Consider the following 26,251-nt stretch of genomic DNA (forward strand, 5'->3'; position numbering starts at 1 on the left):
TTCATAACTTTTGGAGAAAACGATCTTTTCGAGGGATATAATAATTTTCATAATTAAATGACAGTACAACGTGCCTAGACCTCCCCACTATTTCCTGTCGTGGAACGAGACCTATGACTCGGGAGTCTGCACTATTATCTCTATTGTCGCCGAGGGCAAAATAATACCCGGAAGGAATAACATCAGACCGGAAACTCGACAGAGGAGAGCCATGTTTACTGACGCGAATAAAGTGCTCTACACCTAGCAAATCTTCCATTTTATCTATGGCTGTGTCGTTAGATGTGACGAGTTCATAGCTTAATTGCTCGCCATTTATAATCAAAACATTGTTCTTTAATTCAACAATATCTCCCGGAACACCCACAATTCGCTTTACAAGTTTTTTCCCTGAAGCTTTAGAATCAAAAACTACTATATCGCCCCTAATCGGATTGGAACGTTGGAATAAGGAAATATGAGTGAAAGGTACACGGATATCATAAGCCATCTTGTTCACAAGAATTCGATCGCCTTCCAGAATCGTAGGCTTCATCGACCCCGTTGGAACTTCGTTCCAGTCTGCTACAGCACTTCGAAAAATGAGCATTAAGGCAATAAATATAAGAAATGACTTATTCTCTTTCCAGGCTTTACAAATCCAATGTTTCATCATATTTCTCCAATAGTTTTTTGGCACCAGCAACAAAACTCTAGCTCACCCGTTGTATTAACCACTCCCGAAGCAAGTCGAAAACGCCTGGGGCCATACGGTTCGACTGAGATCTATCTTCAATCGCATGCCTTTCCATGAGAGAGTGGCTTGCATTCGGGATTACCTTCACAGTCACGTCTCTTCTACTATTGGCTGCCAGAATGGCATCCCGCATTGCAACTGAGGCAGTCGATGCATCGGTCGAGAGGTCGAACTCACCGAACACGCCGAGCGTTGGACAACTGACTTGGCTAAGAGTAAGAAGCGGATTAAACGATAATATATGGTCCCAGGACCACCTCATTTGAGAGAGAGAAGAATATTCGCCGATATACCAACCGATCCACGCCGCGTTGCCACTCTGAACAATTTTTTCACGTCGTTCCAAAAAGGTGTCGAACCCATTACCAGTTCGGGCCACCTCTAAAGCAAATCTATTAAACTCAAGCGCTTGTTCAATATCGGTTCGAGAATGACCCCGGGCCTTCATGTTGATTTCAACCTGATACAGTAATGTTTGCCATAGCGGCCCCATGAAGCCCGAGGAATTAATTGCAAAAGCAACCTCTTGCGATCTCGCAGCCATCTGTGTAGAAAGCATGCCTCCCTCACTTGAACCCCAAAACCCTATCCGATCAGGATCGATTCCCGGATAAGTATGCAAAAGGTTTAACGCAGCGGTGGCGTCTGCCAGCAGATCGTCCGGGTAGTAGGATGGCGATAGTTTTTCTGGTGCGCCAGTCGACGCATCTATGCGCCATCCGGTTGAGTCCCCCGTTCCCCGTTTGTCGAACACAAGAACCGCAAAGCCGAGCGAGTTGAAAAAACGGGGATAAGGGCCAAAAGAATAACGGGTAAGAGGCCCTGAACCGTGCAAGAGTATGATCGCGGGATGCGGACCGGAGCCTTCCGGATGAATGAGAGTCCCCCTGAGCGTAGCGTCTCCCTGAGAAAAAACGACTTCCTCCTCCCGCGTGGACGCTTTCCTTGCAGAAAAATTTTCACCTTCCAGAGAGCTGGCAGTCAGACCAACAACGCGCATGTCCTTATCCCACATGAAGCGGATAGTCTGCTGAACAGGATCGCGAGTATTGAAACCCGGACCGATGGAAAACTCATCTGTCGATTCGTTGAATATTCGCCGTACTGCTCCGGTGCGATGATCCGTCCAGAGCAACACACCTTCTCCACTGTCGTTGATGAAGCGGTCAATACCCAAGGTGTGTCCTGCATTGAAGCGATAGACACCGCAATAAGCTTGCAAGGCTTCGAACCCATTAGATATGGCAGCGTTATCTTGCCGTCCAGGTATGCGAATAGCCGAGGAACATCCAGGGAGCGTCGTGATCAGAGCAGCGGGGATGGTCGACAGTATCAATCGTCGGTTGGCAGAAAAGCTCTTGTCGGAAATGCCTTTCACTGGTTTTCTCCTATGTGATGAGCATCCGACACCGTCTGCATTGAGTTATCAGCGCGGCTCAATCATAGACGCAGTTTATTAACGGTATTCCAATTCCTGGCTGTTAGGGAAACCCCTAGTGCTTTCCCGGTCGCTGCCGCCAGCTTTGATCGACCGACCCCTTCCGGTGCGTATAAATAGAATGTCATTTTATGCAGTTTGAATTTTTCTGACTCGATTTTTAACGATTCAAGATAATCAATATTAGGCTTGCTACAGGGCTGCTCCAGAAAGAAAAAATGCAACGCTTTTCCATCGTTCGTGGGAAATGAATTATTTTTTATAGCCTCCTGAAGTTGTTTATGACTAAGCAACAGAACTTTAGGTTCAAAACCCATTTTCTTAAATATTTCTCTGCTAATGTCAGCGGCGCCCTTAGCGTCGATAGTTTCTCGACTTTTAAATACCGCATTCCCGCTCTGAATATATGTCTGGACACCTTCGTAGCCTAAGGCTTGAAGGATTGCGACAAGGTCTTTCATTGGCAATATGTTATTACCACCAACGTTAATGCCTCGAAAAAGAGCGATGTAAGTGTTCATTCAGTCTCTCTCGCCTGCAAGATACGCATATTCATATTGAAGAGCCCTCCCAAAATAGTGCGCTCGCGTTCAATCATATTCTCAATAGTCGTAACGAGTCACCGTGTGCAGGCGGGCCTTCGAGGGCCGGGATTTTCGTACGCAGCAATACGTTCCTTCCTATCATCAGGGTTTAAGATCGACGGCAGCAAGGCCACTGCCATCCATCTTCATCGGCACCGAGTTGTGCTCGTGGACGATCATCCAGCCTTCTTCGGAGCGCTTGAATACGAGGGTGGTACGGAACCACAGCTCAACCGCCCCTTCCCCAATCTTTTCCCCTCGCATGCGGCTGAGACCATAAGCGATGCCTAGGTCGCCATTGATCAGAATCCGCGACTCGCGGAACTCGACCCGAGGCCCCGGTTCCCTCCAGGTTTTCAGCCAGGCACGCAGCTCCTCAGCATCGCGCGCATCGGCTCCAGCGAAAGCAAGCGGCGGCTGCAGATCGTAGACCACAACGTCATGCGCAAGCGGTTCGATGGCAGCTTCAGCGTCTGCGTTGGCGATGGCTGTCTCGCGCGCTGCGATCAGACTTTTGATAGCTTCTATATCGGCATTAGTGTTCATGTCCAGTTCTCCAGATTCAATTACCAGGATAGGCAATGATTAGTCGAATTGAGGAGGTCAGAATCGACAGGAGAATCTGATTTGTCGCATAACACCGCACGCGCCAGCGGGGCCACCGCAACAAATTAACATTATTTTAGTTCGACCCCGTATGAATTAAGCGCACCGTACTGAATGGTCTTTCTGGCGGACTCAATGTCTTGTAATTTTTCATCAAAAATAAGTTCTTCATCTTCGCTCGAAGAACTTAAAGACATTTGCTCTAAATACTTTTCATAATGTGCCAATGCCTCCCAAATTATATTGTATTCCTTTATTAAAATTGTTGGATTAGCCATTTTTAACCTCCACAGCAGATAGCTTCACAACACGAACCCTATCCATGCCAAGCTCCTCAAGAAGCCCGAGATATTTTTTCAAAGGCATCTGCCTCTCTGGCGCAATCATAAAGTGACCTTCATGACCAGGACGCATATCCTTAACGAGCTTTAAGCCTTGAGGAATCTGAGCATGTTTCTTTATTCGCCATATCGTTTTTCCAGGTCTCTTCATAATGGGTGTCAAATAATTAAAAGCAGAGAACCCATTTCCATTAGCCATGACAACATCGACACCATTAATCTTTGTAATAAGAACATCGGACTTTGCTCGCTCTTCAGTGAAAGCAGGCCATGTCGCGTTGCCCATTCTGTATAGATTTTCAGTAAACATCGTCACGTCATAAATGTATAAATCTTCATTGTTAATCACGTTTTTCTCCTTGACTTATGATTCAGGTAATGATTAGTAAAATAAAAATAGTTTCAGTACCAATATCGATAGTGAGGTGTCTACTTTTCTTGGGGAACTCGGTGACCTAACGCCCCAGCACACGCGAAACTGGGCTGGTTCGGTTTTGTGTTGATGTTTGAGCGCAGCGAGTAACACAAAACCGCGCCGGCCCATTTTTCGCCGTGGTGCTGATTATTAGGCGTTATACTAGATTCCATTTCTTCTACGCGCTTCGTTTATCAGAACATTTTTTATGTGCTCAAGATCATCGTTTGCCTCAATGAGATCAATCGCCCAGCTACAGCCAGACAGTTCGAAATGCTTTTTCCAGTCTTGCCAAGCGAGCAGCTCGCTTAATGAAAAAGACCGAGAACCACCTCTATCACCATGACCTCCGCCTATCGATTCCCCAACAACAAAAAGTTTTTCCGTGAACGGGTATAGGTATACGCCGAATACATGATGATTCTGATCTTCGGCGGTCGGCGCTTGGTTCTTATAGCAAATTCTAATTGAGTGCCGCTCAAGATCAGGGCCACTCATTGAGGCGGAATTTTCATATAGATACCGAGAATCAAGCGTCCCACCGAACTCCCAGGCTATATCGGTTTCACTGAATGTATAGCTCTTCGCATGCTGAGGGTAGGCCAGCTCTTTCCATCCGTACTTCTCCCTCAAAGCTGAAAGGTTCAACAGGCGATACTCGCCATTGCTAAACTTGATGGCTAACTGCCAACTTTCATTCGGTACTACATGAACAATAGTAATCATACTGCTGCCAAGTTTTTCTGATCTTCCCCACCAAAAGTAGACACTGTTTCAGGCGGACATTTTTTCATAAGCCGATTCAAAATGATTCGGACTTTTGTAGCCCAATGTGCTGTGTCTTCGGTGACTGTTATAAAATAGTTCGATGTAATCAAACACGCAAGAATACGCTTCTTTCTTCGTGGTGACATCCTCGGCATAGAGCGCTTCAACTTTAAAGCGGGCGAAGAACGATTCCATCGCGGCATTATCCCAACAATTGCCTTTACGACTCATGCTAGGCCGAATCTTCTCGTCGAGCAATAGCTGCTGATATTCCCACGAACGATATTGCACTCCGCGATCCGAGTGCAAGATCAAACCGGGCTCTACGTCGCGCGAAGCAACCGCCATCTTAAAGGCATCTATGATCAGTTGGTTAGTCATCGTAGTGTCGAGTGACCAGCCAATGATTTTGCGTGAAAACAGATCCATGATAACCGCGAGGTAAACAAACCCTTTTTCTACTTTTATGTAGGTGATATCCGACACCCACTTTTCATTCGGTTTGCTTGCCTGGAAGTTACGCCGCAGCAGGTTGTCGCTGACATGGTTCCGGGCTAATACATCAGGGAAGTACTTGTAACCTTTTCCATTTCTCGCCATAAGTCCTTGTTTGGCCATCAGTTTTGCCACGGTGTTTTCACTGATGGGCAATCCGCACTCGTTCAACTCGACGGTCATGCGTGGCGACCCGTAGCGAGATTTAAAACGCGTAAACAGGTTAATCAGGAGGCGCTCTGCCTCAAACCTTCGCAACTCAGTATCACTGGGCCTACGGCAGCGCCATTTGTAATAACCTGATCGGCTGACGTGTGCCCAGCGGCACATTTTCATCACGGCATGCTCACCACGCAATGACTCAATGAGGGCGTACTTCACCATTTGTCTTTGCTGAAGTACGCGGTCGCCTTTTTTAGAAATTCGTTCTCTTCTTTTAGATCCGAGATCTGCCGCTTCAGTTTGCGGATTTCTTCGCTCTCGTTCATAGAATAATCCACCCCCTGGATGCTATTAAACTGCTTGTCGGACAATCGCTTGTATTGTCGACGCCAGTTATAGATTTGGCCGGGGTGAATTCCGAGTTCTTTCGCTACCTCGGCAGCACTGGTATTGGGGTCGTCCGCACGGCGTACCGCTTCGCGCCGAAAATCTTCCGTATAGTGGTTGTACTTGTTTCTGGTTTTCTTTGTCATTTTCTAGACCCTCGTTAGGTGGTAGTGAGGTGTCTACTTTTCTTGGGGAACTCGGATGCCTAACGCCGCGTTCACCGGCTTGTCCGGTGCAACGCATTGTTATGCATTTTTCTTCAAAAATTCAGCCACTTCTAGCTCTTTAGACTTTGGGAAAATCCATCCCCGGAGACTTTTATTCCATCGACCTCCTAGTCCCTTCAACTGCTCTTTAACCTCTTTTGTATCGCCTTTTACCAAGAACGACTTGACTTGACCGTCTTTCTCGTAGTCCTCCATGTAGACCCGTCCTTCTTTCATGATCTTTTTGATGCTTGCAGCCTTATCTTTAGCCAACTGTTCTGATGGCTGGGGGATTGGCTGGTTATTCAACAGGCGATTCACGTTGATTGAAATTTGACTCGAAAGCTGCTCTTTAAAATCATTGATATCTCTGTAGCTACCCGTCAGGCCTATTTTCTGCATCTTCTTTTGAAAGGCTCTCAGGGATGACAGCTGATCAACATCTAGGCTGCTAATGTCCACCTGTTGTGACGAGAAATAGAGCATTACCGGCCTTTGATTCTGAATAAACCACTCAATCTCTTCCACAGTTCCACTTTCACTTACCCCCGTAGGAGATCCAAGTCTTGTCCAAAAAACTCCCACCAACATGTCGCAGCCATGAACTACCTGCTCATTGATGACGCCTTGCGCACGACCTCCAAGCAGTGGTGCAGAGTGTGTCTCCCAGCCACACGGCATAAGAACTACCTTCTGATTTTCGGCGTTTACCGCATTCCACCTCGCAATCACTTCAGCAATTGCTTCGCGCTCTTTGCCGACGTCACCAGGGCTTGCAATCAAAACCTTGTAAACTTTTGCATCGAATGACAATCGTGTTCTCCTTAATTTTCACTTGTGTTCGAGAATTAACTTACCCTTCAATAGCGGTCTTTTCTGCTCGTTATAAGTTAGGTGGTCAAACCCTTTCCAACGTTATTCATCACCAAAATTTAACGGGATAGTTTCCGTTACATATTTTCTTTTGCTCGCAGAATCTTTTGGAGTTGCATCGATCACTAGGATATCTGATGCAGGCTCACCGGCAGAGATCAATTCTGCTCTTGCGTCTCTTATGATTTTAAAGCTTGATTTATTGTCTCCGTAATCTATTACGACATATATACCAAACTCCGTCTTCGAGGCATTCTTATAAATCTCGAGCTGTTTTTTATATCCACTTACAACCTTGCCAGAGGACCGCTTCATTTCTACTAGAACCCGAGCGCAGTATCCTTTCGAGAACTTGAAGTCAATCGGGCCTCCACCCATGTTTGCTTCAGGAGAGATGTCTATATCATTAGCCTTACAGAAACAATCGGCCATTGCATAGTATATTAATTGAGCAGCTCTCTCTTTTTTAGGCTTGCCATCAACCCACAGTTCTTCCCATAAATTTCCGTTTTCAACATGGTGTTTAAACTGCTCAAGAGTTTCTAATACGAATTGTTTTAGATTTACTGGATTGGCTTCAACTTCGTATTTTTGTTTAAGCCTAAAGTTATCCAATTCTTCTGAGAAAATTCGTTTTAATGCATAGTATCCCAGTGCATCCAAGTTTGGGTCATAGCCAGTGGCACTGCTTTTTATTGCCTCAAGGAACTCTGCAAAACTATTTGCTGATTCTAAAGCGGCTGATCTAAGGGCTTCCTTTTTTTCCTTGACTGTGGGCTCAGTAATCCCTCCTAAGAAGACACTCACTCTTTCCCTAAGAGATTTATTCTCCATAACAGCACGGCTTATATCTGACCAGTCATTAGCTATCGGGAGATCTCGGACAATATCCTTAGGGATAAGAACGATAAAAGAGCTTTTTGTATCGATCTCATACTTTGGTAGCTTATGTTCATAATCAAAGTCGAACATTGGTATGTTCGCAGTTTCACAGAAGCGCTGGGTGATCTCAATCAGTTGCTCCATAATCACCCTTGTCGTGAAATCGCTTATAGTATCGGGTCCAACTCCTTCTTCAAAGAAACCCATAAGGGATATCATCTCAGGGTCTTTCGAACCTAACTCAATTATTTCTTTTACTGTCCTAATGATCTGATCTCGTATCTCCTCAGGCCTCGAACTTCCTGACCGGTCGCTGCCACCAAATCCAAGCCCATTTTCAGGGGGCTCCCTGAGATCTAATAGTTTCTGAGCTCCTTTCCATGCAGGATCGCCCTCTTTTTTAGAAATAATTAACAGCCGGATAAATTTTGAGAAGTGATCTTTGAATGTTTCTAGGGCGTCATTAGATATGATTTCATTTGATGATTTCTCGAGAAGAACCGGGTCAATGAATAGTTGTGTGTCGACGTTTAAGAAGGGATCTATCAAACCATGCTCATCTAGTACTTGAGGGTCAACACCAAAATAGCTTGAAAAAAGTATTGGCTCTTGTATTTTTGCCATCTAGATATCCCTTTCCCGTTTATTGTTGACTATCTGAAAACCTATAACGCCGCCAACACGCGCAGCTTTGTAGTGGAGGCGGAGCCGCAACGGAAAAGCTGTCGCAGTGCTTGGCATTGTTATGCTTTTCCAGTGACAAACTTCTGAAGAACACGATAGGCCTCCCTCATTGCTTGCTTTTCGTTCAGCCCCGATTTGCACATTGATGTGTCTCTCCGAAGAGCTTTACCTGTTCCCGCCTTCCTGACTTCTAGCTCCCATTCGCCGTTAGCTGCTTGTTTACGAGAAACCTCAAGATCTCGTTTACCGTCGCTTCCCGTCCATCGCTTTCCTTGTGCGAAATTCCGCTCCTTCCAATCCATCGCTATGGGAACAGCCTCAAGAGCGCGTCGAAATTCTTCGGCGGATTGGTACCGTTTGTCAGGATCTACTTCCATCGCCTTGTTTATAACTTTCTTTACGGATGCCGGAACGAACCCCCGGTAGAGTTTCCGGTCAGGATACTCGCCCGCTCGGGCACGACGAACAGCTTCCATTGGCTTCAGCACGGGCAGGTAGCTGTCGCCGTTAACCAAACGGTACATAGTTACTCCAGACGCATAAACATCTGCCAGTTGGTCATGCTCGGAAAATGTTGATACTTCTGGTGCTAGGTGAAGAAGGTATTGATACCCCTTCACTGCTGAAAGGTCCAGCCCCTTTAGGTTGGGCAACGCTAGCCCGAAATCAGATAATTTCCCTTCGCCATTGTTGCCAACCAGGATGTTTGCCGGTTTAATGTCACGGTGAACTATCCCATTTTCATGCGCGTACTCGAGCCCACGTAGTACATCACACATAACTCTTTTGGCGCGCCGCAATGGAACATAAGCGCCTTTTGCCTCGTCCTCCAAACTTCCGTTAACGAGATACTCCATCGATACGTATATGCGTCCGTCATCAAGCTTTCCGGTTGCATTCACTTTCACGATGTTAGGGTGTTCCGCAGCCTTGAGAGTTTGCGCCTCTTGGTAGAAATTATTTTTGTTTATTACTTTGTCAGGTGGGATGCACTTTAGAGCGCATTCGGCGTTTAGGCCTAAATCGATAGCATGCCAGACTTCACCAAAATGCCCCGCCCCCAATCGTGTTTGAAAGTCAAATCCGGCAGACATGTCTACAAGCAACTCCAGGCAACCACTATTGCCTCAAATTCTTTATCTGATTTCTTATCCAAACCGTCGATTTTTGAATAATCTAAGTCTTCGACAAGAGCTTTAGCTTTACCCCTTAATCCTAAATCTTTCGCAATTGTCGGTTTTACCTTCCGTACCACATTGTCGTGGCCTAATATTGCCGCTGATAGGGAAACCATTGCTTCTAGCTCAACCCTGTCGGCGTAGGACTTTCCCTTCGTTGCCATGGGCTCTGCTCCCTTTATTGCCCATCCACTTATTTCGTGCTTGCGATTTAACGTCTGCAGCTCGTCAAACTGCCACTTCAGCTTTTCCGGCTGAGAGTAATTTGCAGGCATGGAAACCGTATTCACTTCCAGTACATCGGGATTCTCACCACTTCCGGATAACACCGCGTAGCTAAAATCTGCAGTACTACAGCGAACTCCTAAAATTTTCATTTTCTCTCCTTTCTTGCATAACGCACTTGTTCAGCGGCAGCCTGCGGCGAAGCCGCGTCTAGGCTGTCCGATGGAGGCACCGAAGGTGCCGGAATGTACTGCAACAGATTGTTAGGAATTGATGTTACTCCGTTTTCACTTTCAATTTTATCACGCCAACGGTTTCTCTATACTCGGGGTGGCTGCCTTCTATGTTAAAGGCTGAAAGCCCCCCGAGTTCTGACTCTGAAAGTGGCAGTTCCTTGCCCGAGTAGTTGTATATCTTGAATCGACCATCGTGCGTTTGAACTGCATAATATTCTGTATCGTTTTCCGAAAAGCGGACAAACAAGAACGGCGCCGGTGGTCTTTTAGGGAAGCCGCCTAGCGGAGGCAATAACCAAAACGTCATGTGGTACACACGCTCTCCAAGGTCTGCTTCGAAATTTCCGTCTTGGTCGGTTGTAACTTTGAACCGGTGGTCCGTATGGCCAAAATCCTCCGGGCTATTCATTACTAAGTCCAAACCACCTAGGCCGTAGGCGGCGGGGAGCATAAATTCGATCTCCTCGTTTGGAATGGGATTGTCCGAGTCCGATACCAAAGAACCTTGAATTTTGAGGCTTCCTATTGCGCTGCCTGGTGCAGCGCATCCATTCAGAACAAGAAGCGCTAGCAGCAAACCTATGCATATAGACCTTCGGTTCATAGTAGTCCTAACATTTAAATCGTAGCCTCGAAGGCCGTTTCCCAGAGCCTCATATCCCGACTCCACTTTTCCCCAAAATTAAGCCGAAACCCTTGAAGCGTCAAGGCTGGAGAGAAGTTATGCCAGAATCTGACTACCCACAAAACAATCACCGAGGCTCATATTAACTTTCCCACGGTCAGCTCTAAAACATTGATATCAAACAATTTACGGAGGTTTCTTACCGCCAACTCCAGATATAAGCCCCGGAGGCCATTTGCTCCGCGCCTCATATTCCCGAAGCCATAATTGAACAAACCTAGGTTGAAAGCCCCTATTCGTCAAGGTTTCGGGGGCGGTCCCCATTAAAAAAGCCACCGGCTAAGGTGGCTTTTTTATGACGATTACGGCAGTTCGTCTACCATTGCGCGCCGTTGCTCGGCGTCGGGTCTTAGTTGGCTGAGGCCTTTGCGCAGGCGGCGTTGGCCCATCCAGTAGACGATGGGCGCGGCAATGAAGACGGAGGAGCTGGTGCCGATGACGATGCCGAATAGCATGGGCAGTGCGAAGCTTGCTACGGCGCTGCCGCCGGCGATGGCCATGGGGAGGAGTGCAAGGAAAGTGGTGACCGAGGTGAACACGGTGCGTGTTAGTGTGGAGGTGATGCTTTCATTTAACAATTGCGCGAGGGGTTTGTCGGGTGTGATGCGCAGGTTTTCGCGGATGCGGTCAAACACCACGACTTTGTCGTTAACCGAGTAACCGATCAATGCCAATAAGGCGGCGACGGCGGTTAAATTAAATTCAACGCCGGCGAGCACAAAAAAGCCGATGGTTTTGGTTAAATCCAATGCGAGTGTGAGTGTTGCGCCGATGGCGAAGTGTGATTCAAACCGGAACCATAAATAGGCGAGCATGCCGCCGCCGGCTAATAAAATGGCCAGGATGGTGGCATCGGTAAAGTCACCGCTAACACGCGGCCCAACAATTTCAGTGCGCGGAAATTTTGCGTCAGGCGAAACTTCCAGTACAGCAGCTTTTACGCCTTCTACCATTGCGCCGCTGGCGACGGCGGCGGCATCTTGCATGGGCAGGCGCATCAGGTAAGTATCTTTTGCACCAAATTCCTGGATGGCAACTTGCGGGAAGCTGTGTTGCAGTAAGCCGTCGCGCAGGGTTTCCACCGATGTATCGGGTGCTTGTACTTCGATAACGCTGCCGCCGCTAAAATCAATGCCATATTCCAAACCGGGTTTAACAAAGAGCGCGATAGCTGCCAGGGATAAAATCGCCGATGCGGTGATGCCAATAAAACGACCGCGCATAAAATTAATGGTGGTGTTACTGATGCGGTCCAGCGCTTTGATGCCGGAAATGTGCAGTTGCTCGCGGCCCAACCGGTTCACGCGCCATTCCATAATCAACCGCGTTACCGAAATCGCGGTAAACATGGACACAATCAAACCCACGGCCATAGCCACCGCAAAGCCGCGCACGGGCCCGCTGCCGAATAAGAATAATAAACTGATGGCAATGAGCGAGGTAATGTTGGAATCCAGGATGGTGCCGTAAGCTCGCCGGAAACCGGCATCCAGTGCGCCGCGTGCGTTTTGTCCGCGTTGGGTTTCTTCGCGGATGCGTTCATTTATCAGGATATTGGCGTCGACGGCCATACCGATACTTAAAATAAATCCGGCGATACCCGGTAGCGTTAAGGTTGCGCCGAGCAAACTCAACACACCAAAGGCTAAACCAATATTGATGGCCAAACCGAAACAGGCGATCAAACCCCAACGCCCGTAGATGCCAACCATAAAGGCCAGCACCAATAGCGCACCGATCACACCGGTGGTGAGCCCCATCGAGATAGCATCGCTGCCGAGGTCGGGGCCGACGGTGCGTTCTTCAATCACATGCAAGGGCGCGGGTAATGCACCGGCGCGCAAGAGTAAGGCAAGGTCGTGGGCTTCGGCACTGGTGAAGGCGCCGCTGATTTCACCGCTGCCGCCGGTAATGGCACTGCGAATAACGGGAGCAGTAATCACACGGTCATCCAACACAATGGCCAGCGCACGCCCGATATTATTTTCGGTCATGTCGCCAAAGCGACGCGCGCCTTCTTTGTCCAAACGAAAATTGACGACCGGTTCACCGGTGTCCAGGTGAAACCCCAAACTCGCATCGCTGACGTGTTTGCCTTCTAGCGCAATACGTTCTTCCAGTTGATAGCGCTCACTGGGTAACTGGCCCGGCAGGGTAATCACTTTAGTGTGCAAGCGGGATTTTTCATTGGCGGCCCAATGAAAGGTCATGCGCGCGGTGGTGCCCAATAAATCGCGGATGTGTTGCGGATCATCCACACCGGGCAATTGCACCAGGATGCTGTCTGCCCCCTGGCGAGTAATGATGGGATCAACCAGACCCGTTTCATTCAGGCGACGACGCACGACTTCCAGGCTGCGATCGACCGCATCTTTGGTGAGGTTGCGCTGATGCAATTCAGTAGTTTGAATCGTCAATATGCCCTGCTCTTCCGTGATTTCATACACCGGTGCCGTACCGCCATCCTGTTTAATCAGCACGCGCGCCATGCGCGCTACATCGGGCATTTGCTTCGTATCAAGAATATTGATCTTGATACTGTCGGCGGTGACTATCGGCGTGTTGTAAAGAATGCGCGCGGTGCGCAGTTCGCCGGTGAGGCGATCAGCTAATTGTTGGTTGTCGGTCTTTAATAAATCGCTGGTGTCCACTTCCATCAACAGGTGTGAACCACCGCGTAAATCCAGGCCGAGCGTGATTTGATTTTGCGCGTACCAGTCGGGCAATTTCTGGAGAATATTGTCCGGTAGCGTGTTGGGTAATGCACTTAATAAGCCAAACAAAATAATCAGGCTGTAAACAACAGCCCGGGAAGCCAGGGTTTTCATGGGTAATCCTCAACGAAGCCTTCGCCGTGCGAAAGCAAACAAGTGTTATGTTTTTTTCAGAAGGGATTACACCAGCGGTGGTGCGCGCGGGATGCGCGGTTGCTGGACAACCGAACTCAGTGAGGGATGGAATTCCGGTAAAGCAGGAAGGCGATAAACCAGATTGGCTACTGCGTGATGTGGCAGTTCAACCAGCAACAAGCCCCAGGGTTGTGGCCTGTCTTCATCTTTTTGTGTGGAATTGGGACGCTTGGCCAGCGCAAGGTGTTGGCTGTATGCCAGCGGGACATCGAGGGTTGCCACAAGGTTGGCATGCCCGTGCTGCTCATCGACAGCAACCGGATATTGGCTGTTGGCCGTTAAACCAAAACCACACACCAACAACAATGCCAGCGACCACCGCCACAGGGGGATGGAAAATCTGGAATGAAGTGATGAGTTTTGCATTTACGGAGAACCGACGAAAGCGATGCCCAATAGAGTGGGGTCGAACAGCGGAATAGTCAATGGTGAGGCAGAAATAAAGCGATAGAACATGAGCCCTTCATGCTCTATCGCCTGACCGGAAAAGCCGCGCTATCAATATTTGATCGTGCAACCGTAGGGACGAGTCGCCGCTGTACTGACCTCTTTACCCGCCAAAACTTCATCCAACGCAGCGGCTACATAGTTTTTGGAATCCGGAATCACCGCCGGATTAGCCGAATCGTTATCGTCTATCGCACCGGCATAAACCAAAACACCCTCCGGGTTAATGATGTACATGTGCGGCGTGGTTTTCGCATCGTACGCCTTACCCATAGTACCGCTCGGGTCCAACAGGAACGGCGCACTCGCCGCCAGGTTATGCGCCTTACCCACCTCCAGCGCCTCCGCCGGCTCATGATAACCCTGCTTACCCTTGGCAGACGAAATGATGGTCAACCACTTCACATCCTGCGCCGTATATTTCTCTTGCAACGACTGCATATTATTGCTGCCGTAATGCTTCCTTACATAAGGACAATCTTTGTTAAACCACTCCAACACCAACCACTCGCCTTTGTAATCCGCAAGCGTATGCGTCTTACCCGCCGCATCCTTCACACTGAAATCCGGCGCCGGCTTACCTGGCACCGCACTCGCACTGACAAGCGCCGACAACAACACTAACGACGCAGTAAAACTACCCAACAATACCTTTAGCGTTTTCATACCAAGCCTCCGTTTCATTAACAAAAAAATATTCTTTGCACCCTCTCGCAGAATCGCACAGAGGCTGATCTCCCCCGGTACTTCTGAAACCCTCACGTCAGGGACGACGTGAGGGAGCTACAGGGACGTATTCACCGCGTTTTCAGAAGTACCGGGGGAGATCAGCCGGTCTAGCTTTTGGAAAACAACTCCCGAATCAAATCCAACGTCAAAATCTGCGGCAACACCTCCTGCCCACCACCCGCCGGATAAAACACATACACCGGAACCGAATTTCGATTTAATGCCGCCAACGCCTCCGTAATACTCTCATCGTACCGCGTCCAATCTGCACGAATGCGCAACACATCATGCTGCTCAAACAACGTACTTGCCTCATCCGTATCCAACACCAACTTTTTATTCACCTGACACGTAATACACCAGGCCGCCGTGTAATCAATAAATACCGCCTGCCCGCTCTGCCTGGCCGCTGCAATTTTTTGTGCATCAAAGGCTTGCCACGCACTGTTGGACGCAACAGGCACCGCCGAGGTTTCAGCCTCTTGCAACTGTTGCAATGACACAACGACTGCCAAGAACACCAACACGCCGGCACTCGCTTTAATGGTTATTCGGTTAGACCGCAATAACCAGATCACCAACGACACCACCAGCAACAAACTCGCGCCGATCAACCAGCCATCATCGCCGACCAATTTACCTAGCACCCATAACAACCAGATGACGGTGGCAAATAATGGAAAGGCTAAAAACTGACGCAAGGTTTCCATCCAGGCGCCGGGCTTTGGCAAGAATGAAGACAGTCTCGGACTTATGGCTAACAGCAAAAAGGGTGCGGCCAAACCGGCGCCCAACCCCAGAAAAATTGCCATGGCCTGTGGCGCCGGCAAGGTGGCGGAAGCGCCTAACGCGGCGCCCATAAACGGACCGGTACAAGGTGCCGCGACAAATACCGCCAACACACCCGTAGCAAATGACGAGCGACTGTTCGCTTTACCCGCCAGGTTCATCAAGGAATGGCCAAATTCAAACGCACCGATAAAACTTAATGCCATCAACCAGAACAATAATGCCAACGCCATAACGACGACGGGCGATTGCAATTGAAAGCCCCAGCCGATCGCCGAACCGCCCGCGCGCAACGCCAGAAAAATTCCACCCAAAGCAGCGAAGGTTGCCAGTACTCCAGCGGTGTACATCATGCCTTCGCGCACGCGATGTGCCGCAGCGCCCTGCCCTGATGTTTGAATCAGGCTGAACAATTTAATTGATAGTACCGGGAATACACAGGGCATTAAATTTAAAATGATGCCCCCGATAAACGCGAAAAATATCAAAACAATTAACGATTGATTGGCGGGTGCTACCGACGGTGTTGAGGTAACCCCTGATGCAATCCCTGAGAGAACCAGAGGCGTGTCCGAAAATGCCCAGGCATTATCATCGGCTACGATAATAAAATCCGTTTGTTCCGGCGTGGCAACACCACTCGCGGTATTAAATCGCAGTTGATAGCCGTCAGCCATTTCTGTTACGCCCGGCTCGGCAGCGGACACAAAATTACCATCGAGCGGATACGCGGTTGGCGCCCCGTGTTCTTTCGAACCACGCAGCGTCATTAATAATTCAGCACTGGCTGCATTAAATGTTAAGGAATCGATTTGCCAGGGAGCGCTTTCTTTTGGCTGCGGTAAACGTGCCTGAAAATGCGCAATAATTTCCGCATCCGCCGCTGCCCATTGATCTTCATCACCGGCGATGGGCCGCTCTAAAGTAAGCGTGGCAAAACCGGGAATGCAGTCTTCTTTACATACCAGCCATTCGAGGTCTGCTGTCAGGGTTACGCGATCAGCCCCATTAGTCGTCAGTTGCGCGGGAAATAAATAGGCAACATTGCCTTCGTAACCGATGTTGGTGAGATGGGCGATAGGCAGGCGCTTGGGACGCGGCCATTGTGGATCGCCAACCGCGAGTTGTTCACTGTTGAATGCAAAGCGCGGTGCAGCGCCGGAGTCGCCGGCATTTTGCCAATACACGTGCCATTCGGGATCGACTTCAAAATAGAGTCCGATGGTTTTTCCGGTAGGATTTTCCGCAAACTGTTCCGGCACCAACCAGCGAATGCGTACGTGATCGGCTTCGATAACTTCCGCAGATTGCGATTCAGAAAAGTCTGTCTTGGCTTCAGCAAAAATAGTTGTGCAAGCGATCACAAAAGTGATTGCCAATCCGACAACGCGTGTAGTGAGGTGAACCAGACTGCCCTGTTGCATTAAACCGATTCTCATTATGCACTTGGAATGTAAAGCAGGGATAAGCAAAACCGCGAATGCGCCACTCGATCTTAAGCGTTAGAGAGACAAACACAAGTTATGTAACACGCGTTTATGCAAAGAAGTGTTAATAGCGCGCGTTTAGTGTCGTGAAGTCAAAGAATTGAGCAATTTCATCCTGACTTTGCGCCGCATATTCCGTTGCAGGTTATGCAGCAATGACATATACACATTTTTATGGCGATTCAATGACAGAAAAAATTCGGTTGCTCCCTGGCGCAACGGGCGAATGTTACCCTGACTTTCCTGCAACACCTTAGGCAAATGGCGATGCGCAGGATCGACAATCATCAGGCGGTGGCTGTCGTCAGTTAACCAATCAGCCAACATCTCATTGATAGCCGGATTTTCCATACGGCTGCCAATCACAATCAGCTCTTCCACATCGGCCAACACCTGGTGCATAACCTTTAGTTGTGTAGGGATATAAGACGGGATGCTGTCAGAAAAATGCTGATAGCCTGCTAGCAAACTGCGCTCAAAAGCTTGCAGTTTTCCATGTGGGTCCTGATACAGACTGCGGTTCGTTACTATGCCATTGTTTTTGACCGTTAACGCCTGATTCATCTGATTGATAAAGACTAAATCAGCGAGATAATCATCCAGATGTTGCGGGTCTGGTTTCAGCTTTAATAGCCTGCGCCCTTCTTCAGTAAAAAATATATCCAACCCACCCTGGAGTTTCACCAGGTTGATGCCGTATTCGCCTTCTGAAAAATAATCCGGCTGTTCCTCATCAATGTGGCTTTCAAAAGTGATAGCGCGGGTGGACATGCCATCACTGACGGGAATGGTTTGCGTATCCGATAAACCACTTTTAATCGGAACGCCCAAACGGGCGGCCAATAACTCGACCACCACATCCTGGTTGGTAGAAAAAATCCACAGCGGCCGATTAAGCTCCAGCAAACTTTTCAGCCCTTCGTAATCTTTCAGCACCACGGATGCAAAACCGAAGTTTTTTGCCTGACGTTCAAGCAGAAATGCATAAACCGTTTGCGCGAAGAAAATATAGGCGTTGCGAAAATCCCGCTGCAAAAAATCATAATCTGCCGACTGACTGTCGCGCGCCAGACAGTCGAGAATATGTTCGTAATGTCGATCCTCATCAGCCATCAACTCATTCACGCGCGCAATCACGGCTTCGTTCCAGTGTGCTCCGCGCGCTTCCCAACCGGCGTTATAGGCTGCTAATCGATCTGGCGTAAGCCAACGCCGAATCTCGGCGGTCAGTTCCCAGGTCAGTGGTAAACCACAATCAAATGACGCACCTGCGCCGAGAAATAATGCTTGCATAGTTTTTATAGTCTTGTTGGTTGATGTGGCCGCATTATGCCATGGTCTGAGTAAGAAAATTCAACAACACGGTCAAGCGATAGGGTTGATAGCGCCGTTCTTTATATACCGCAAAGATGTCAGTCGATTGTCCCTCATAGTGACCGCATAACACCTCGACCAATTCCCCCGTTTCCAATTCGTGCTGCACATCCAGTCGCGATTTATAAATAATGCCCCGCCCCGCTATGCCCCAACGTTTCACCACATCGCCATCATCGGCGCTCCGGTCCCCGCTCACATCCACCTCAATCCATTTACCGTCCTGATGAAAACCCCACTTGGTATAAGGCCGGTCGTTGCGATAAAACACAATGCAGTTGTGCTGCAACAAATCCGCAAGCGAAGTGAGCGGCGGGTGTTGCGCGAGGTAGCTGGGCGCGGCCACAAGTGTACGGCGGTTGTTACATAATTTTCGGGCCACCAGACCGGAATCTTTCAATTCGCCGTAGCGAATCACTACGTCCAACCCCTCGCGATACAAATCCTGCATAAAGTCGGAAAAATACAATTTGATGGTGACCGCCGGGTGTTGCAGCTGAAACGCGTCAAGCCAGGGCAACATCAGATTTCGGCCGAAATCCGAAGGCAGGCCGAGACGGATTTCACCAGCAACCAGCGTCTGCATATTGCGCAATTCCGCCTCGGCACTGTCGAGCGCACCCAGCGCCTGCTGAACATGGGGCAGAAAAGCCTGACCGGCAGGACTCAGACGCACGCTGCGTGTGGTGCGTTCAAACAGGCTGACATTCAGGCTGGCTTCAAGGCGCTTGATCGCGGCCGATACCGCCGCATTGGTGATGTTCAGCTGGCGCGCCACCTCACTCATATTGCCGTTTTCCGCCACCCGCATCACCAGGTCGAGGTCCTGCAACGAATAGTTTCCAGCCATAGACTCACCTCACTATCAAAAAATTTTTGATAGTGTTGCAACAAAAAACGGAATTATCAATTATCAAGGAAAGCGCTAGCATGGTGCTTTCATTGAGCCATCCATGTCCATTAGATCCGTCTCTGAGAGGGAGCCATCATGAAAGCCGTCGCACTAAAAACCTATTTACCTATCGATAACCCCCAATCCCTGCTCGATGTTGAGCTCGAAAAACCGGCACCGCAGGGGCGCGACCTGCTGATTGCGGTGAGCGCGATATCCGTCAACCCGGTCGATACGAAAGTCCGCGCCCCCAAAGATAAACATGAAGACCAACCGCGAGTATTGGGCTGGGACGCTGTCGGGGTGGTGGAAGCCATCGGGCCGGCGGTCAGTTTGTTTAAGCCCGGTGACCGGGTGTATTACGCCGGCGATATCACCCGCCCTGGCAGCAACAGTGAATATCAATTAGTGGATGAGCGCATTGTCGGTCGTGCGCCAGCGAGTCTTTCCAATGCTGAAGCCGCCGCCCTACCCCTGACTGCAATCACAGCCTGGGAGGGTTTGTTTGATCGTTTGCGGATTAACCGTCACGAGGATGCTGCGAAGACGCTGCTGATTATCGGCGGCGCTGGCGGTGTGGGCTCTATTGCGATTCAGCTCGCCAAACAACTCACCAAGGTGACCGTGATCGCCACCGCCTCACGCCCTGAAACCCGCGAATGGTGTTTGTCACTCGGGGCTGATTACGTTGTTGACCATCGTGAACTCATTAACAGCATGCACGCTGCCGGCCACGAACAGGTGGATTATATTTTCTGTTTAAACAACACCGACCAGCATTGGCTGAGCTTATGCGACCTGGTCAAACCACAAGGTATTATTTGCTCCATTGTTGAAACCAAACAGCCTGTTGAGCTCAATGGTTTGAAAAACAAGTCCGCCAGCTTTGTGTGGGAATTAATGTTCACCCGCTCCATGTTTCAGACAGACGATATGATTGAGCAACATCACTTGCTCAACGAACTGAGCGGATTGATTGACGCTGGAAAAATTAAAACCACCGTTACCAACGTTCTCTCGCCGATTAATGCGGAAAATCTGCGTAAGGCTCATGCGCAATTGGAGAGCGGCCGCACCATTGGCAAAGTGGTACTTGAACATTGGCATTAATAAATATCTACAGTCATTAGAGGTATCAAACAATGAATTTATTTACTACTGTTTCCGTCGGGCGCCTTCAATCAACGCACTGACAACTACGGTGGTAGTCAACAAAATCGCCTGCGTTTTTTAAGAGGTTGTCACCACTGTTGCAGAAGAAGTTGGCGCAGAAAAATTCGATAAACAGCGTGCTGAAAAATATTGGCCGAGGGTTATGCCGATATGATTGCGTTCGGGCGCTTCTTCGTCGCCAATCCCGATTTGGTTACGCGCCTGCAATATAATTTTCCGTTGACGGATTTCAAGGGTGAGCTGTTGTTTGGTGGCGATGGCCAGGGTTATACCGATTATCCAGTTCATATTGTTTAGCATTGACGCCGATCCAGCGTTCGTCGGTATCATTTGTCTGGTGGAATGTCTGTTGCTTTTTTCCCCGCCGCTGCTTCGCTACGTGAATGAATCAAGGGCGCACACTGGCCGTTAATAATCGCGCGAACAGCGGGAGATACTTCATATGACAATATAGTTTGTTCCCGGCTTTCCAAAGGAATATTAATCCCCTGCTGTGTCAGCCGGGGTGATTGCCGGGCGGCATCCCAGCAATGAAGACTTTCGGCACGCTGATTGTCGTCACTGCCATAGTGATGGGCCAATTGATAACTGGTTTGCTCACTGGTTTTAAGTAATCCGAGTTTCTGGCGATGGGAACGCAACAAAGGGCGAAACATGGTAAATTCCTTTCACGTTACGGTTATGAATACCCTACACTTGAACCCATACATAATCGTTAAGGAAAAGTGAGATGGCACGTGTTTATCAAGCCTTTTCTCAAGGCGATGCCCATATCAGGGTGGCGCTGGTGAATGACCCGGGCATGGCTGATTTGTGGGTGTACCAAGTGTCGTCCTGGGGCATGGCAGCCGGTGACGCACTCTGGTATGTCACCAATGATCGCGATCAGGCCAGCGTGAGGGTTTATTTTTGTAGCATCGGCATGGCGCAAGTAAAAATTCACTTTGTGGCTTCACAAGGTATGGCAGGCTGGCAACATGCTCACCCACTTAAAGGCCGCTTCGGTTAGTCGAGTTTACTTCTCTTCCGGCCATGCAATCACATCAAGCGCCCAGGAATAACCATAATTTTCGCGCAATTTTGCAGTAGCCAGTTGAACATCTTCACGGCTCTTGAACGGCCCCGCTGCCAAAAGAGCCCAATGGATGTCCTGATCCAAAGACACAGCAATAGTCTTTACTGGCACTTTTAAATACGCTAATTCACTTTGTAACAGTTCAACCTGAGCCACCGAGGTAAATAATCCGATCTGGATACCTAAAGGTGATGTTCTTTCATTAACATCCAGCAAACTACTGTATTCAACAGCGGCTGGTTTATCTTGTGAAATTTCTTTATCGATTTCATCCAGTTTAGGCGCCCAACGGTTATAGATATCCATCGCCAACTTTTCTACCGGCTCGGCAATATTGGTGGGCGCCATGATCCCGGCTAAAAAAAGGGCGCAACCAAAGAGCAATAGAATAATTAAAAACCCCAGTTTTGCCATGAATGCATCCTCATACCACTCCTCTACTATTCGGCGGAGCAATTTTTGGTAGATCACGAGCATCGCTTAATGCACGAGCGCGACGCTGCGTTGTTTGTGTTGTAGTAACCATAGTATTTAATGAATTCTGGGTTAAATCTTCCGTATCTGAGTGCAGAGAACGATTTACAGGTGGGGCAAACCAGGAGTTATGCGTGTCGTACCTGAAGGACTCCATTGCCTGTAGCGGATTGTTTCCAAAGGTCCCCAAATAATTATTCATCGTGGGAGGCACTAATGAACTTAAACGGGAATCACCTTTCATGACGGATGCGATCTCCCATTTCTTTCGTTCCCGTTCTTCCTGAACATGCTGGACCATTTCATCAAAATTATTCGAATCGCGAATATCTTTCTTTCCCGTCAATGCCGTATAACGAGGCGATGGCATCTTACCCATATCTTGCTTTGCAGTTTCCAGTTCCATTGAGGGGCTTGCCATATATTTAATCGTGGCTAATGTCCCCATTACTGACAAATCGCCGAATAAATTCGGACTCGTAGTATCTAACCTGGTTTTGTCTATGGCGGACTCACGAATATTATCTCGAGTACCATGCTCTACCGTAATAGCAGCTGTTGTTCCACCCACCAACTTCTTTTTTACACTGGGTGTGTGTCCTGATATAGGTTCCCATGAGCCAGGGACGAGGTTCCCGATTGGCTTTTTCGTAGCCCAGATAAGATCCGCCGTACGAGAGCGTGCATTGAAAACGTCCTCCGCTTGGTCATTGGTGATGCTTTTCCAGTTTGATGAATCCTTTAATAAACGAGTTGCAATATTCTCATCAAGACCGGTACCGACAAAAGTCGGTTGGGCATTTTTCCTGCCGGTCATGATTTTATTGGCATTTACCCTGATTTTTTTTGAATAGTTGGATTTGCTTTTTTTTACCGCCCAGTTAACCCACGATGATGATAACCCTTGTAAATCTTGCGATATCGTCGGATTCAATCCTCTGGTTGCCAATCTGCCAATTCGTTGCTTTTCTATTTTGGGCCTTGCTTTAAAATTGAACCTCAGGCTATTGCGCACTGACATAACACCGCTACGTATACCGGTCAGGTAGGTGTTTTCGCGATTAATCTGCTTGCCCATAATACTGCTCCGATACTAGTGAAAGGTTAGATACGTCGCGCATCACTTAAAGCCCTTGGCCTTCCCGTCGTCATCTTGGCCGCACCGGCAATCGTTATCGAACGCATATCATCTGTCTGACTGGTTGTGGCGGTATTGGGAACGACTTTTTTCTGTTGGACATGCTGCTGAAAGATATCCATGGCTTGACCAACATCACCGTTCGTATGAGAGAGATAGTCCTGATATGTTTGTGGTACTAAAGTAGTATGTTTTTGAATCATCATGTCACGAGCCGTTTCCCACTTTAATGTTTCTCGTTTTTGTTGCTGCATGACAGATAACTGATTCATTGCACCGGGTTGATTCAGCTGTGAAATAACGCTGCTCTGGACAAAGTGGGAACTTGTAGCCGTGAGCAACTCTTCGGCGGGTGACATCATTTTCTGTATTGTCATAAGCCTCGCTTTTATGGAGATGTCATGGACTGAGGCTGTACTGTTATCGTATGCATCAATTTCCGTCATGACACCTTCGTAGCGAGCGTTATCTCGTGTATTATGCTCTGACATGACGAAGCCACGCAGCCCAGGAAGCTTTTTAACCGCACCGGGATGACCAGCAATACCTCCATCATTGGTTGTCCATATCAGATCGCTGGTACGCTCACGGGTCCAGGTCATTGCCGATGAAAGATCCTGCCCAATATTTCCAGATTTCTGGCGTTGCTTTTGAATACGTGTTGCAATTTCCTCATCCAGCCCTGCACCCCACTCTTCGCCTGTTTGTTTTTCAGCCTTAACTCGAATATCAGTAGATGTACCACTGATTAATTTTTTCTCAATACTCTCCAACGCGGGCTTAAATGAGGGTGGCCAGTTTCTGTCTGGATTCCATCCATATTCACTGTTGTTATTGGGATACATAATGTTATCTCTATGATTTATAAAGTTTTTCTACGAAGATTATCTATCTTGTTTTAGAGGCGCCGGCTACCAGAAGTGATCGTATTAGTATTTGGATCGTGTTTTTGAAAATATAGTTTTGTTCCGCCATCCGGTTTTTTCCGCATCATCACGAATGCCCCTTGGCCAGGATAGTCATTGCGTCCAAAAGTATTACTGTTGTTTGCCAAAGAACTATTTAGCGCTATGCCGCTGACAGAAGGCCGTATATGCATCAAGTCGCCACCGCGCTTTGTCACTGAGCATCCGCTCAATTGCGTAGTAACAGTGATGGTTTCTCCCCGCCGATTCAGGTTCTTGTCCCGAACACGGCCCTGTGAAAACCCCGGCACCAAGACATCATTAAGACGGTTAGGCAGTTGATCTGTACTTGCCTGAAGCATGGGCAAAAATGCTGCGCTGAAATTATTTCCTACTTGCTGGCTGTTGTGTGTCCCCGCGTGAGCTGCACTATCCGAGGTTTTTATTAACTGTAGATGTTGGATCGGTGTACGTGTAACGCCGGAAGCATCGGTAATCTGATTCAGATTTGGAAAAACTGACGTATTTGCTGTTATCGTTCGTAATTGAAAAGATACATTTGTATTTGATTGCCCACCTGGATGCTCTGGATGCTGGATTGTGGATTGTACTGCGTAGCTACGCAGAAATTCCGATGGATGTTGCTTGAACAATTCATCCGGTGATAGGTGCCCGTATTGGAGATGCCTGCCTTGGTCTATCAAGGCCTGATTGCCAATTTGTTTACCGGTACTTTTTACCAAGGCGCCAAGGTTTTCCCTAGCAAAATTTCCAATCGCTCCAAAGTAGCTCATGAGTACACCTCGCTTCACAATAAAGAGATTTCCCACGGTGAATTCCACATTTCAAAAACATTAAACCAATTTTTCCATAATATATTTAATATTGTGATTCATTAATTTCCTCTTGGATGGCCTCTTGCCTCACACCATCCACATGCGGGCACAACATTTTCTCTTTGATCAGTTACAGCCGTGAACACCGACTGCGCCGAATTACTCCAAGCGGCACGCACGTTGCGTCGACTTTCATTTCCTTGGATATGATGGAAAGCAATAGCAGATTCCAACCTTGCTTCAACACAGCCCATGGGAGCATGTTGATCATTTCTTGGTCCTGCTAAATTACGATAGTTGTATGCGTGGTTTTGCTGATGCAATGCCTCTGCGGCTGGCTCATGGCGTTCATTACCTAATCTAACAGCACGATGCATCTGGTCACCACTGATTGTAGTAACCTCTCTCGTGTGGACGTCTGTTCTCGTAACATTGCCGCTGTTTACACCCTCATACAGGCTTCCCCCCACACTATTAGCACGCGCTCTTCTTACCAATGCAGAAGCAGCAGGTGGTGCAGGTACAACAGGCGCTACGACTGATGCAGCAGGCTGAGTAAGTGGTGCAGATTCGGGAGCAGTCTTGCGTACCATGTCTGCGTATGACGGCTTGGTTGGGGCACTCATAATTTATCTTCACGATGTCTATTGAATGAAGGAGCGAGTTAAACTAAAAGCCTCCAACGGAGGTATTCATTATCAAAGCAGGCTTTTATGCATCGAAAACCCTCCTCCGCCATCCCTTCCTTTATTGTTTTCCTGAGCCGACAATTCATTAGCCGTATATTTTCTTGCATTAATCTCATGCTGGGCGGGAGTATAATCAAAACCCATTTTTTTGAAGAATCCCGGGCGACTTGTTGCTGTAACCATAGACGTTGCACCCGCTGATCGTGCTACCTCCTCAGCCACCTGCATCATACGTGCGCCACCACCTGGCGCACCTGAAACAATATTAGTCAAATCCATTTCTCTTCGGGACTGACTGTAACTGAAAGATGCATTTCCACTCGGTACTCCATGTGGGGAATCAATGGTATGTCCTGTGAAGCTACCACTCCTCGCTCGTGTAATTTCTGTACGGCTAAAAGTTGTCATTTCTATATTTGATGGATTGCTCATT

The 26,251-nt window shown here is 48.3% G+C and carries 31 protein-coding genes; 3 read left to right on the forward strand and 28 right to left on the reverse strand.

Annotated features, from left to right (window positions below; genetic code table 11):
* Window position 1 precedes the first annotated feature (1 nt).
* The 20 genes from lepB to CBR65_RS03940 all read right to left on the reverse strand — a co-directional run bounded on the left by lepB (window position 2) and on the right by CBR65_RS03940 (window position 19,486).
* Window positions 2–655, reverse strand: coding sequence for a signal peptidase I (gene lepB, locus CBR65_RS03845; RefSeq protein ID WP_232461345.1), 654 nt, complete (start codon window positions 653–655; stop codon window positions 2–4).
* A 37-nt stretch (window positions 656–692) separates the two neighbouring features.
* Window positions 693–2,114, reverse strand: coding sequence for a S9 family peptidase (locus CBR65_RS03850; RefSeq protein WP_087465628.1), 1,422 nt, complete (start codon window positions 2,112–2,114; stop codon window positions 693–695).
* A 62-nt stretch (window positions 2,115–2,176) separates the two neighbouring features.
* The gene (locus CBR65_RS03855) at window positions 2,177–2,695 is read right to left on the reverse strand and encodes a DUF1697 domain-containing protein (protein WP_087465629.1); all 519 of its coding nucleotides are present in this window, start codon (window positions 2,693–2,695) and stop codon (window positions 2,177–2,179) included.
* A 165-nt stretch (window positions 2,696–2,860) separates the two neighbouring features.
* Window positions 2,861–3,304, reverse strand: coding sequence for a nuclear transport factor 2 family protein (locus CBR65_RS03860; protein ID WP_087465630.1), 444 nt, complete (start codon window positions 3,302–3,304; stop codon window positions 2,861–2,863).
* Between the two features lie 131 nt (window positions 3,305–3,435).
* Window positions 3,436–3,642 (reverse strand): hypothetical protein, encoded by a 207-nt coding sequence (locus tag CBR65_RS03865; RefSeq protein WP_087465631.1) that lies wholly within the window; start codon window positions 3,640–3,642, stop codon window positions 3,436–3,438.
* Entirely contained in the window at window positions 3,635–4,054 is a 420-nt protein-coding gene (locus CBR65_RS03870; RefSeq protein ID WP_087465632.1) for a hypothetical protein, read from the reverse strand. Before CBR65_RS03870 ends, CBR65_RS03865 begins: the two co-directional genes overlap by 8 nt.
* 228 nt (window positions 4,055–4,282) lie before the next feature.
* Window positions 4,283–4,846, reverse strand: a complete 564-nt coding sequence (locus CBR65_RS03875; RefSeq protein WP_087465633.1) for a hypothetical protein — start codon at window positions 4,844–4,846, stop codon at window positions 4,283–4,285.
* A gap of 48 nt (window positions 4,847–4,894) precedes the next feature.
* Window positions 4,895–5,767 (reverse strand): IS3 family transposase, encoded by an 873-nt coding sequence (locus tag CBR65_RS03880; protein ID WP_087465634.1) that lies wholly within the window; start codon window positions 5,765–5,767, stop codon window positions 4,895–4,897.
* A complete protein-coding gene (locus CBR65_RS03885) occupies window positions 5,761–6,078 on the reverse strand; it encodes a transposase (RefSeq protein ID WP_198300870.1) in 318 nt (105 codons plus the stop codon). The genes CBR65_RS03880 and CBR65_RS03885 overlap by 7 nt, the downstream gene beginning before the upstream one ends.
* Window positions 6,079–6,177: 99 nt before the next feature.
* Window positions 6,178–6,951 (reverse strand): hypothetical protein, encoded by a 774-nt coding sequence (locus CBR65_RS03890; RefSeq protein WP_087465635.1) that lies wholly within the window; start codon window positions 6,949–6,951, stop codon window positions 6,178–6,180.
* A gap of 102 nt (window positions 6,952–7,053) precedes the next feature.
* Window positions 7,054–8,517 carry a recombinase family protein gene (locus CBR65_RS03895; RefSeq protein ID WP_087465636.1) on the reverse strand — a complete coding sequence of 488 codons (1,464 nt, stop codon included), beginning with the start codon at window positions 8,515–8,517 and terminating at the stop codon, window positions 7,054–7,056.
* A 119-nt stretch (window positions 8,518–8,636) separates the two neighbouring features.
* Window positions 8,637–9,671: a serine/threonine-protein kinase gene (locus tag CBR65_RS03900; RefSeq protein WP_087465637.1), complete on the reverse strand. Its 1,035-nt coding sequence runs from the start codon at window positions 9,669–9,671 to the stop codon at window positions 8,637–8,639.
* 2 nt (window positions 9,672–9,673) lie between these two features.
* Window positions 9,674–10,132, reverse strand: a complete 459-nt coding sequence (locus tag CBR65_RS03905) for a hypothetical protein (RefSeq protein ID WP_087465638.1) — start codon at window positions 10,130–10,132, stop codon at window positions 9,674–9,676.
* A gap of 124 nt (window positions 10,133–10,256) precedes the next feature.
* Complete coding sequence (locus tag CBR65_RS03910; RefSeq protein ID WP_087465639.1) at window positions 10,257–10,667, reverse strand: hypothetical protein; 411 nt, start codon at window positions 10,665–10,667, stop codon at window positions 10,257–10,259.
* Window positions 10,668–11,203: 536 nt separating this feature from the next.
* Window positions 11,204–13,729, reverse strand: a complete 2,526-nt coding sequence (secD, locus tag CBR65_RS03915) for a protein translocase subunit SecD (RefSeq protein ID WP_087465640.1) — start codon at window positions 13,727–13,729, stop codon at window positions 11,204–11,206.
* 66 nt (window positions 13,730–13,795) lie between these two features.
* The gene (locus CBR65_RS03920; protein WP_087465641.1) at window positions 13,796–14,176 is read right to left on the reverse strand and encodes a hypothetical protein; all 381 of its coding nucleotides are present in this window, start codon (window positions 14,174–14,176) and stop codon (window positions 13,796–13,798) included.
* A gap of 132 nt (window positions 14,177–14,308) precedes the next feature.
* Window positions 14,309–14,923: a thioredoxin family protein gene (locus CBR65_RS03925; protein WP_232461346.1), complete on the reverse strand. Its 615-nt coding sequence runs from the start codon at window positions 14,921–14,923 to the stop codon at window positions 14,309–14,311.
* 170 nt (window positions 14,924–15,093) lie between these two features.
* Window positions 15,094–17,214 (reverse strand): protein-disulfide reductase DsbD, encoded by a 2,121-nt coding sequence (locus tag CBR65_RS03930; protein ID WP_087465643.1) that lies wholly within the window; start codon window positions 17,212–17,214, stop codon window positions 15,094–15,096.
* Between the two features lie 126 nt (window positions 17,215–17,340).
* Entirely contained in the window at window positions 17,341–18,555 is a 1,215-nt protein-coding gene (locus tag CBR65_RS03935; RefSeq protein WP_087465644.1) for a hypothetical protein, read from the reverse strand.
* A gap of 34 nt (window positions 18,556–18,589) precedes the next feature.
* On the reverse strand, window positions 18,590–19,486 hold the full coding sequence (locus CBR65_RS03940; RefSeq protein ID WP_087465645.1) for a LysR family transcriptional regulator: 897 nt from the start codon (window positions 19,484–19,486) through the stop codon (window positions 18,590–18,592).
* A gap of 138 nt (window positions 19,487–19,624) precedes the next feature.
* On the opposite strand from CBR65_RS03940, the gene CBR65_RS03945 reads away from it, so the two are divergent.
* Window positions 19,625–20,638, forward strand: coding sequence for a zinc-binding alcohol dehydrogenase family protein (locus CBR65_RS03945; protein ID WP_087465646.1), 1,014 nt, complete (start codon window positions 19,625–19,627; stop codon window positions 20,636–20,638).
* 48 nt (window positions 20,639–20,686) lie between these two features.
* Window positions 20,687–20,812 (forward strand): hypothetical protein, encoded by a 126-nt coding sequence (locus tag CBR65_RS22680; RefSeq protein WP_369825658.1) that lies wholly within the window; start codon window positions 20,687–20,689, stop codon window positions 20,810–20,812.
* Here the strand turns inward: CBR65_RS22680 and CBR65_RS22420 are convergent.
* Both CBR65_RS22420 and CBR65_RS03950 read right to left on the reverse strand, forming a co-directional pair.
* A complete protein-coding gene (locus tag CBR65_RS22420) occupies window positions 20,759–21,001 on the reverse strand; it encodes a hypothetical protein (protein ID WP_232461347.1) in 243 nt (80 codons plus the stop codon). The two genes, CBR65_RS22680 and CBR65_RS22420, sit on opposite strands and share 54 nt — an antisense overlap.
* 26 nt (window positions 21,002–21,027) lie before the next feature.
* Entirely contained in the window at window positions 21,028–21,357 is a 330-nt protein-coding gene (locus CBR65_RS03950) for a hypothetical protein (RefSeq protein WP_087465647.1), read from the reverse strand.
* A 74-nt stretch (window positions 21,358–21,431) separates the two neighbouring features.
* On the opposite strand from CBR65_RS03950, the gene CBR65_RS03955 reads away from it, so the two are divergent.
* Entirely contained in the window at window positions 21,432–21,710 is a 279-nt protein-coding gene (locus CBR65_RS03955; RefSeq protein ID WP_087465648.1) for a DUF6150 family protein, read from the forward strand.
* A 6-nt stretch (window positions 21,711–21,716) separates the two neighbouring features.
* Here CBR65_RS03955 and CBR65_RS03960 read toward each other — a convergent pair whose 3' ends face one another.
* The 6 genes from CBR65_RS03960 to CBR65_RS22005 form a co-directional block, all read right to left on the reverse strand.
* Entirely contained in the window at window positions 21,717–22,247 is a 531-nt protein-coding gene (locus tag CBR65_RS03960; RefSeq protein WP_157671966.1) for an SPOR domain-containing protein, read from the reverse strand.
* A complete protein-coding gene (locus CBR65_RS03965; protein ID WP_087465650.1) occupies window positions 22,201–23,328 on the reverse strand; it encodes a hypothetical protein in 1,128 nt (375 codons plus the stop codon). The genes CBR65_RS03960 and CBR65_RS03965 overlap by 47 nt, the downstream gene beginning before the upstream one ends.
* A gap of 26 nt (window positions 23,329–23,354) precedes the next feature.
* The gene (locus CBR65_RS03970) at window positions 23,355–24,233 is read right to left on the reverse strand and encodes a hypothetical protein (protein ID WP_087465651.1); all 879 of its coding nucleotides are present in this window, start codon (window positions 24,231–24,233) and stop codon (window positions 23,355–23,357) included.
* A gap of 53 nt (window positions 24,234–24,286) precedes the next feature.
* Window positions 24,287–25,087: a hypothetical protein gene (locus tag CBR65_RS21995; protein ID WP_157671967.1), complete on the reverse strand. Its 801-nt coding sequence runs from the start codon at window positions 25,085–25,087 to the stop codon at window positions 24,287–24,289.
* A gap of 101 nt (window positions 25,088–25,188) precedes the next feature.
* Window positions 25,189–25,506, reverse strand: coding sequence for a hypothetical protein (locus CBR65_RS22000; RefSeq protein WP_157671968.1), 318 nt, complete (start codon window positions 25,504–25,506; stop codon window positions 25,189–25,191).
* A gap of 321 nt (window positions 25,507–25,827) precedes the next feature.
* Window positions 25,828–26,250: a hypothetical protein gene (locus CBR65_RS22005; RefSeq protein WP_157671969.1), complete on the reverse strand. Its 423-nt coding sequence runs from the start codon at window positions 26,248–26,250 to the stop codon at window positions 25,828–25,830.
* Window position 26,251 lies beyond the last annotated feature (1 nt).

This window comes from Cellvibrio sp. PSBB006 (assembly GCF_002162135.1).
Taxonomy (GTDB): domain Bacteria; phylum Pseudomonadota; class Gammaproteobacteria; order Pseudomonadales; family Cellvibrionaceae; genus Cellvibrio.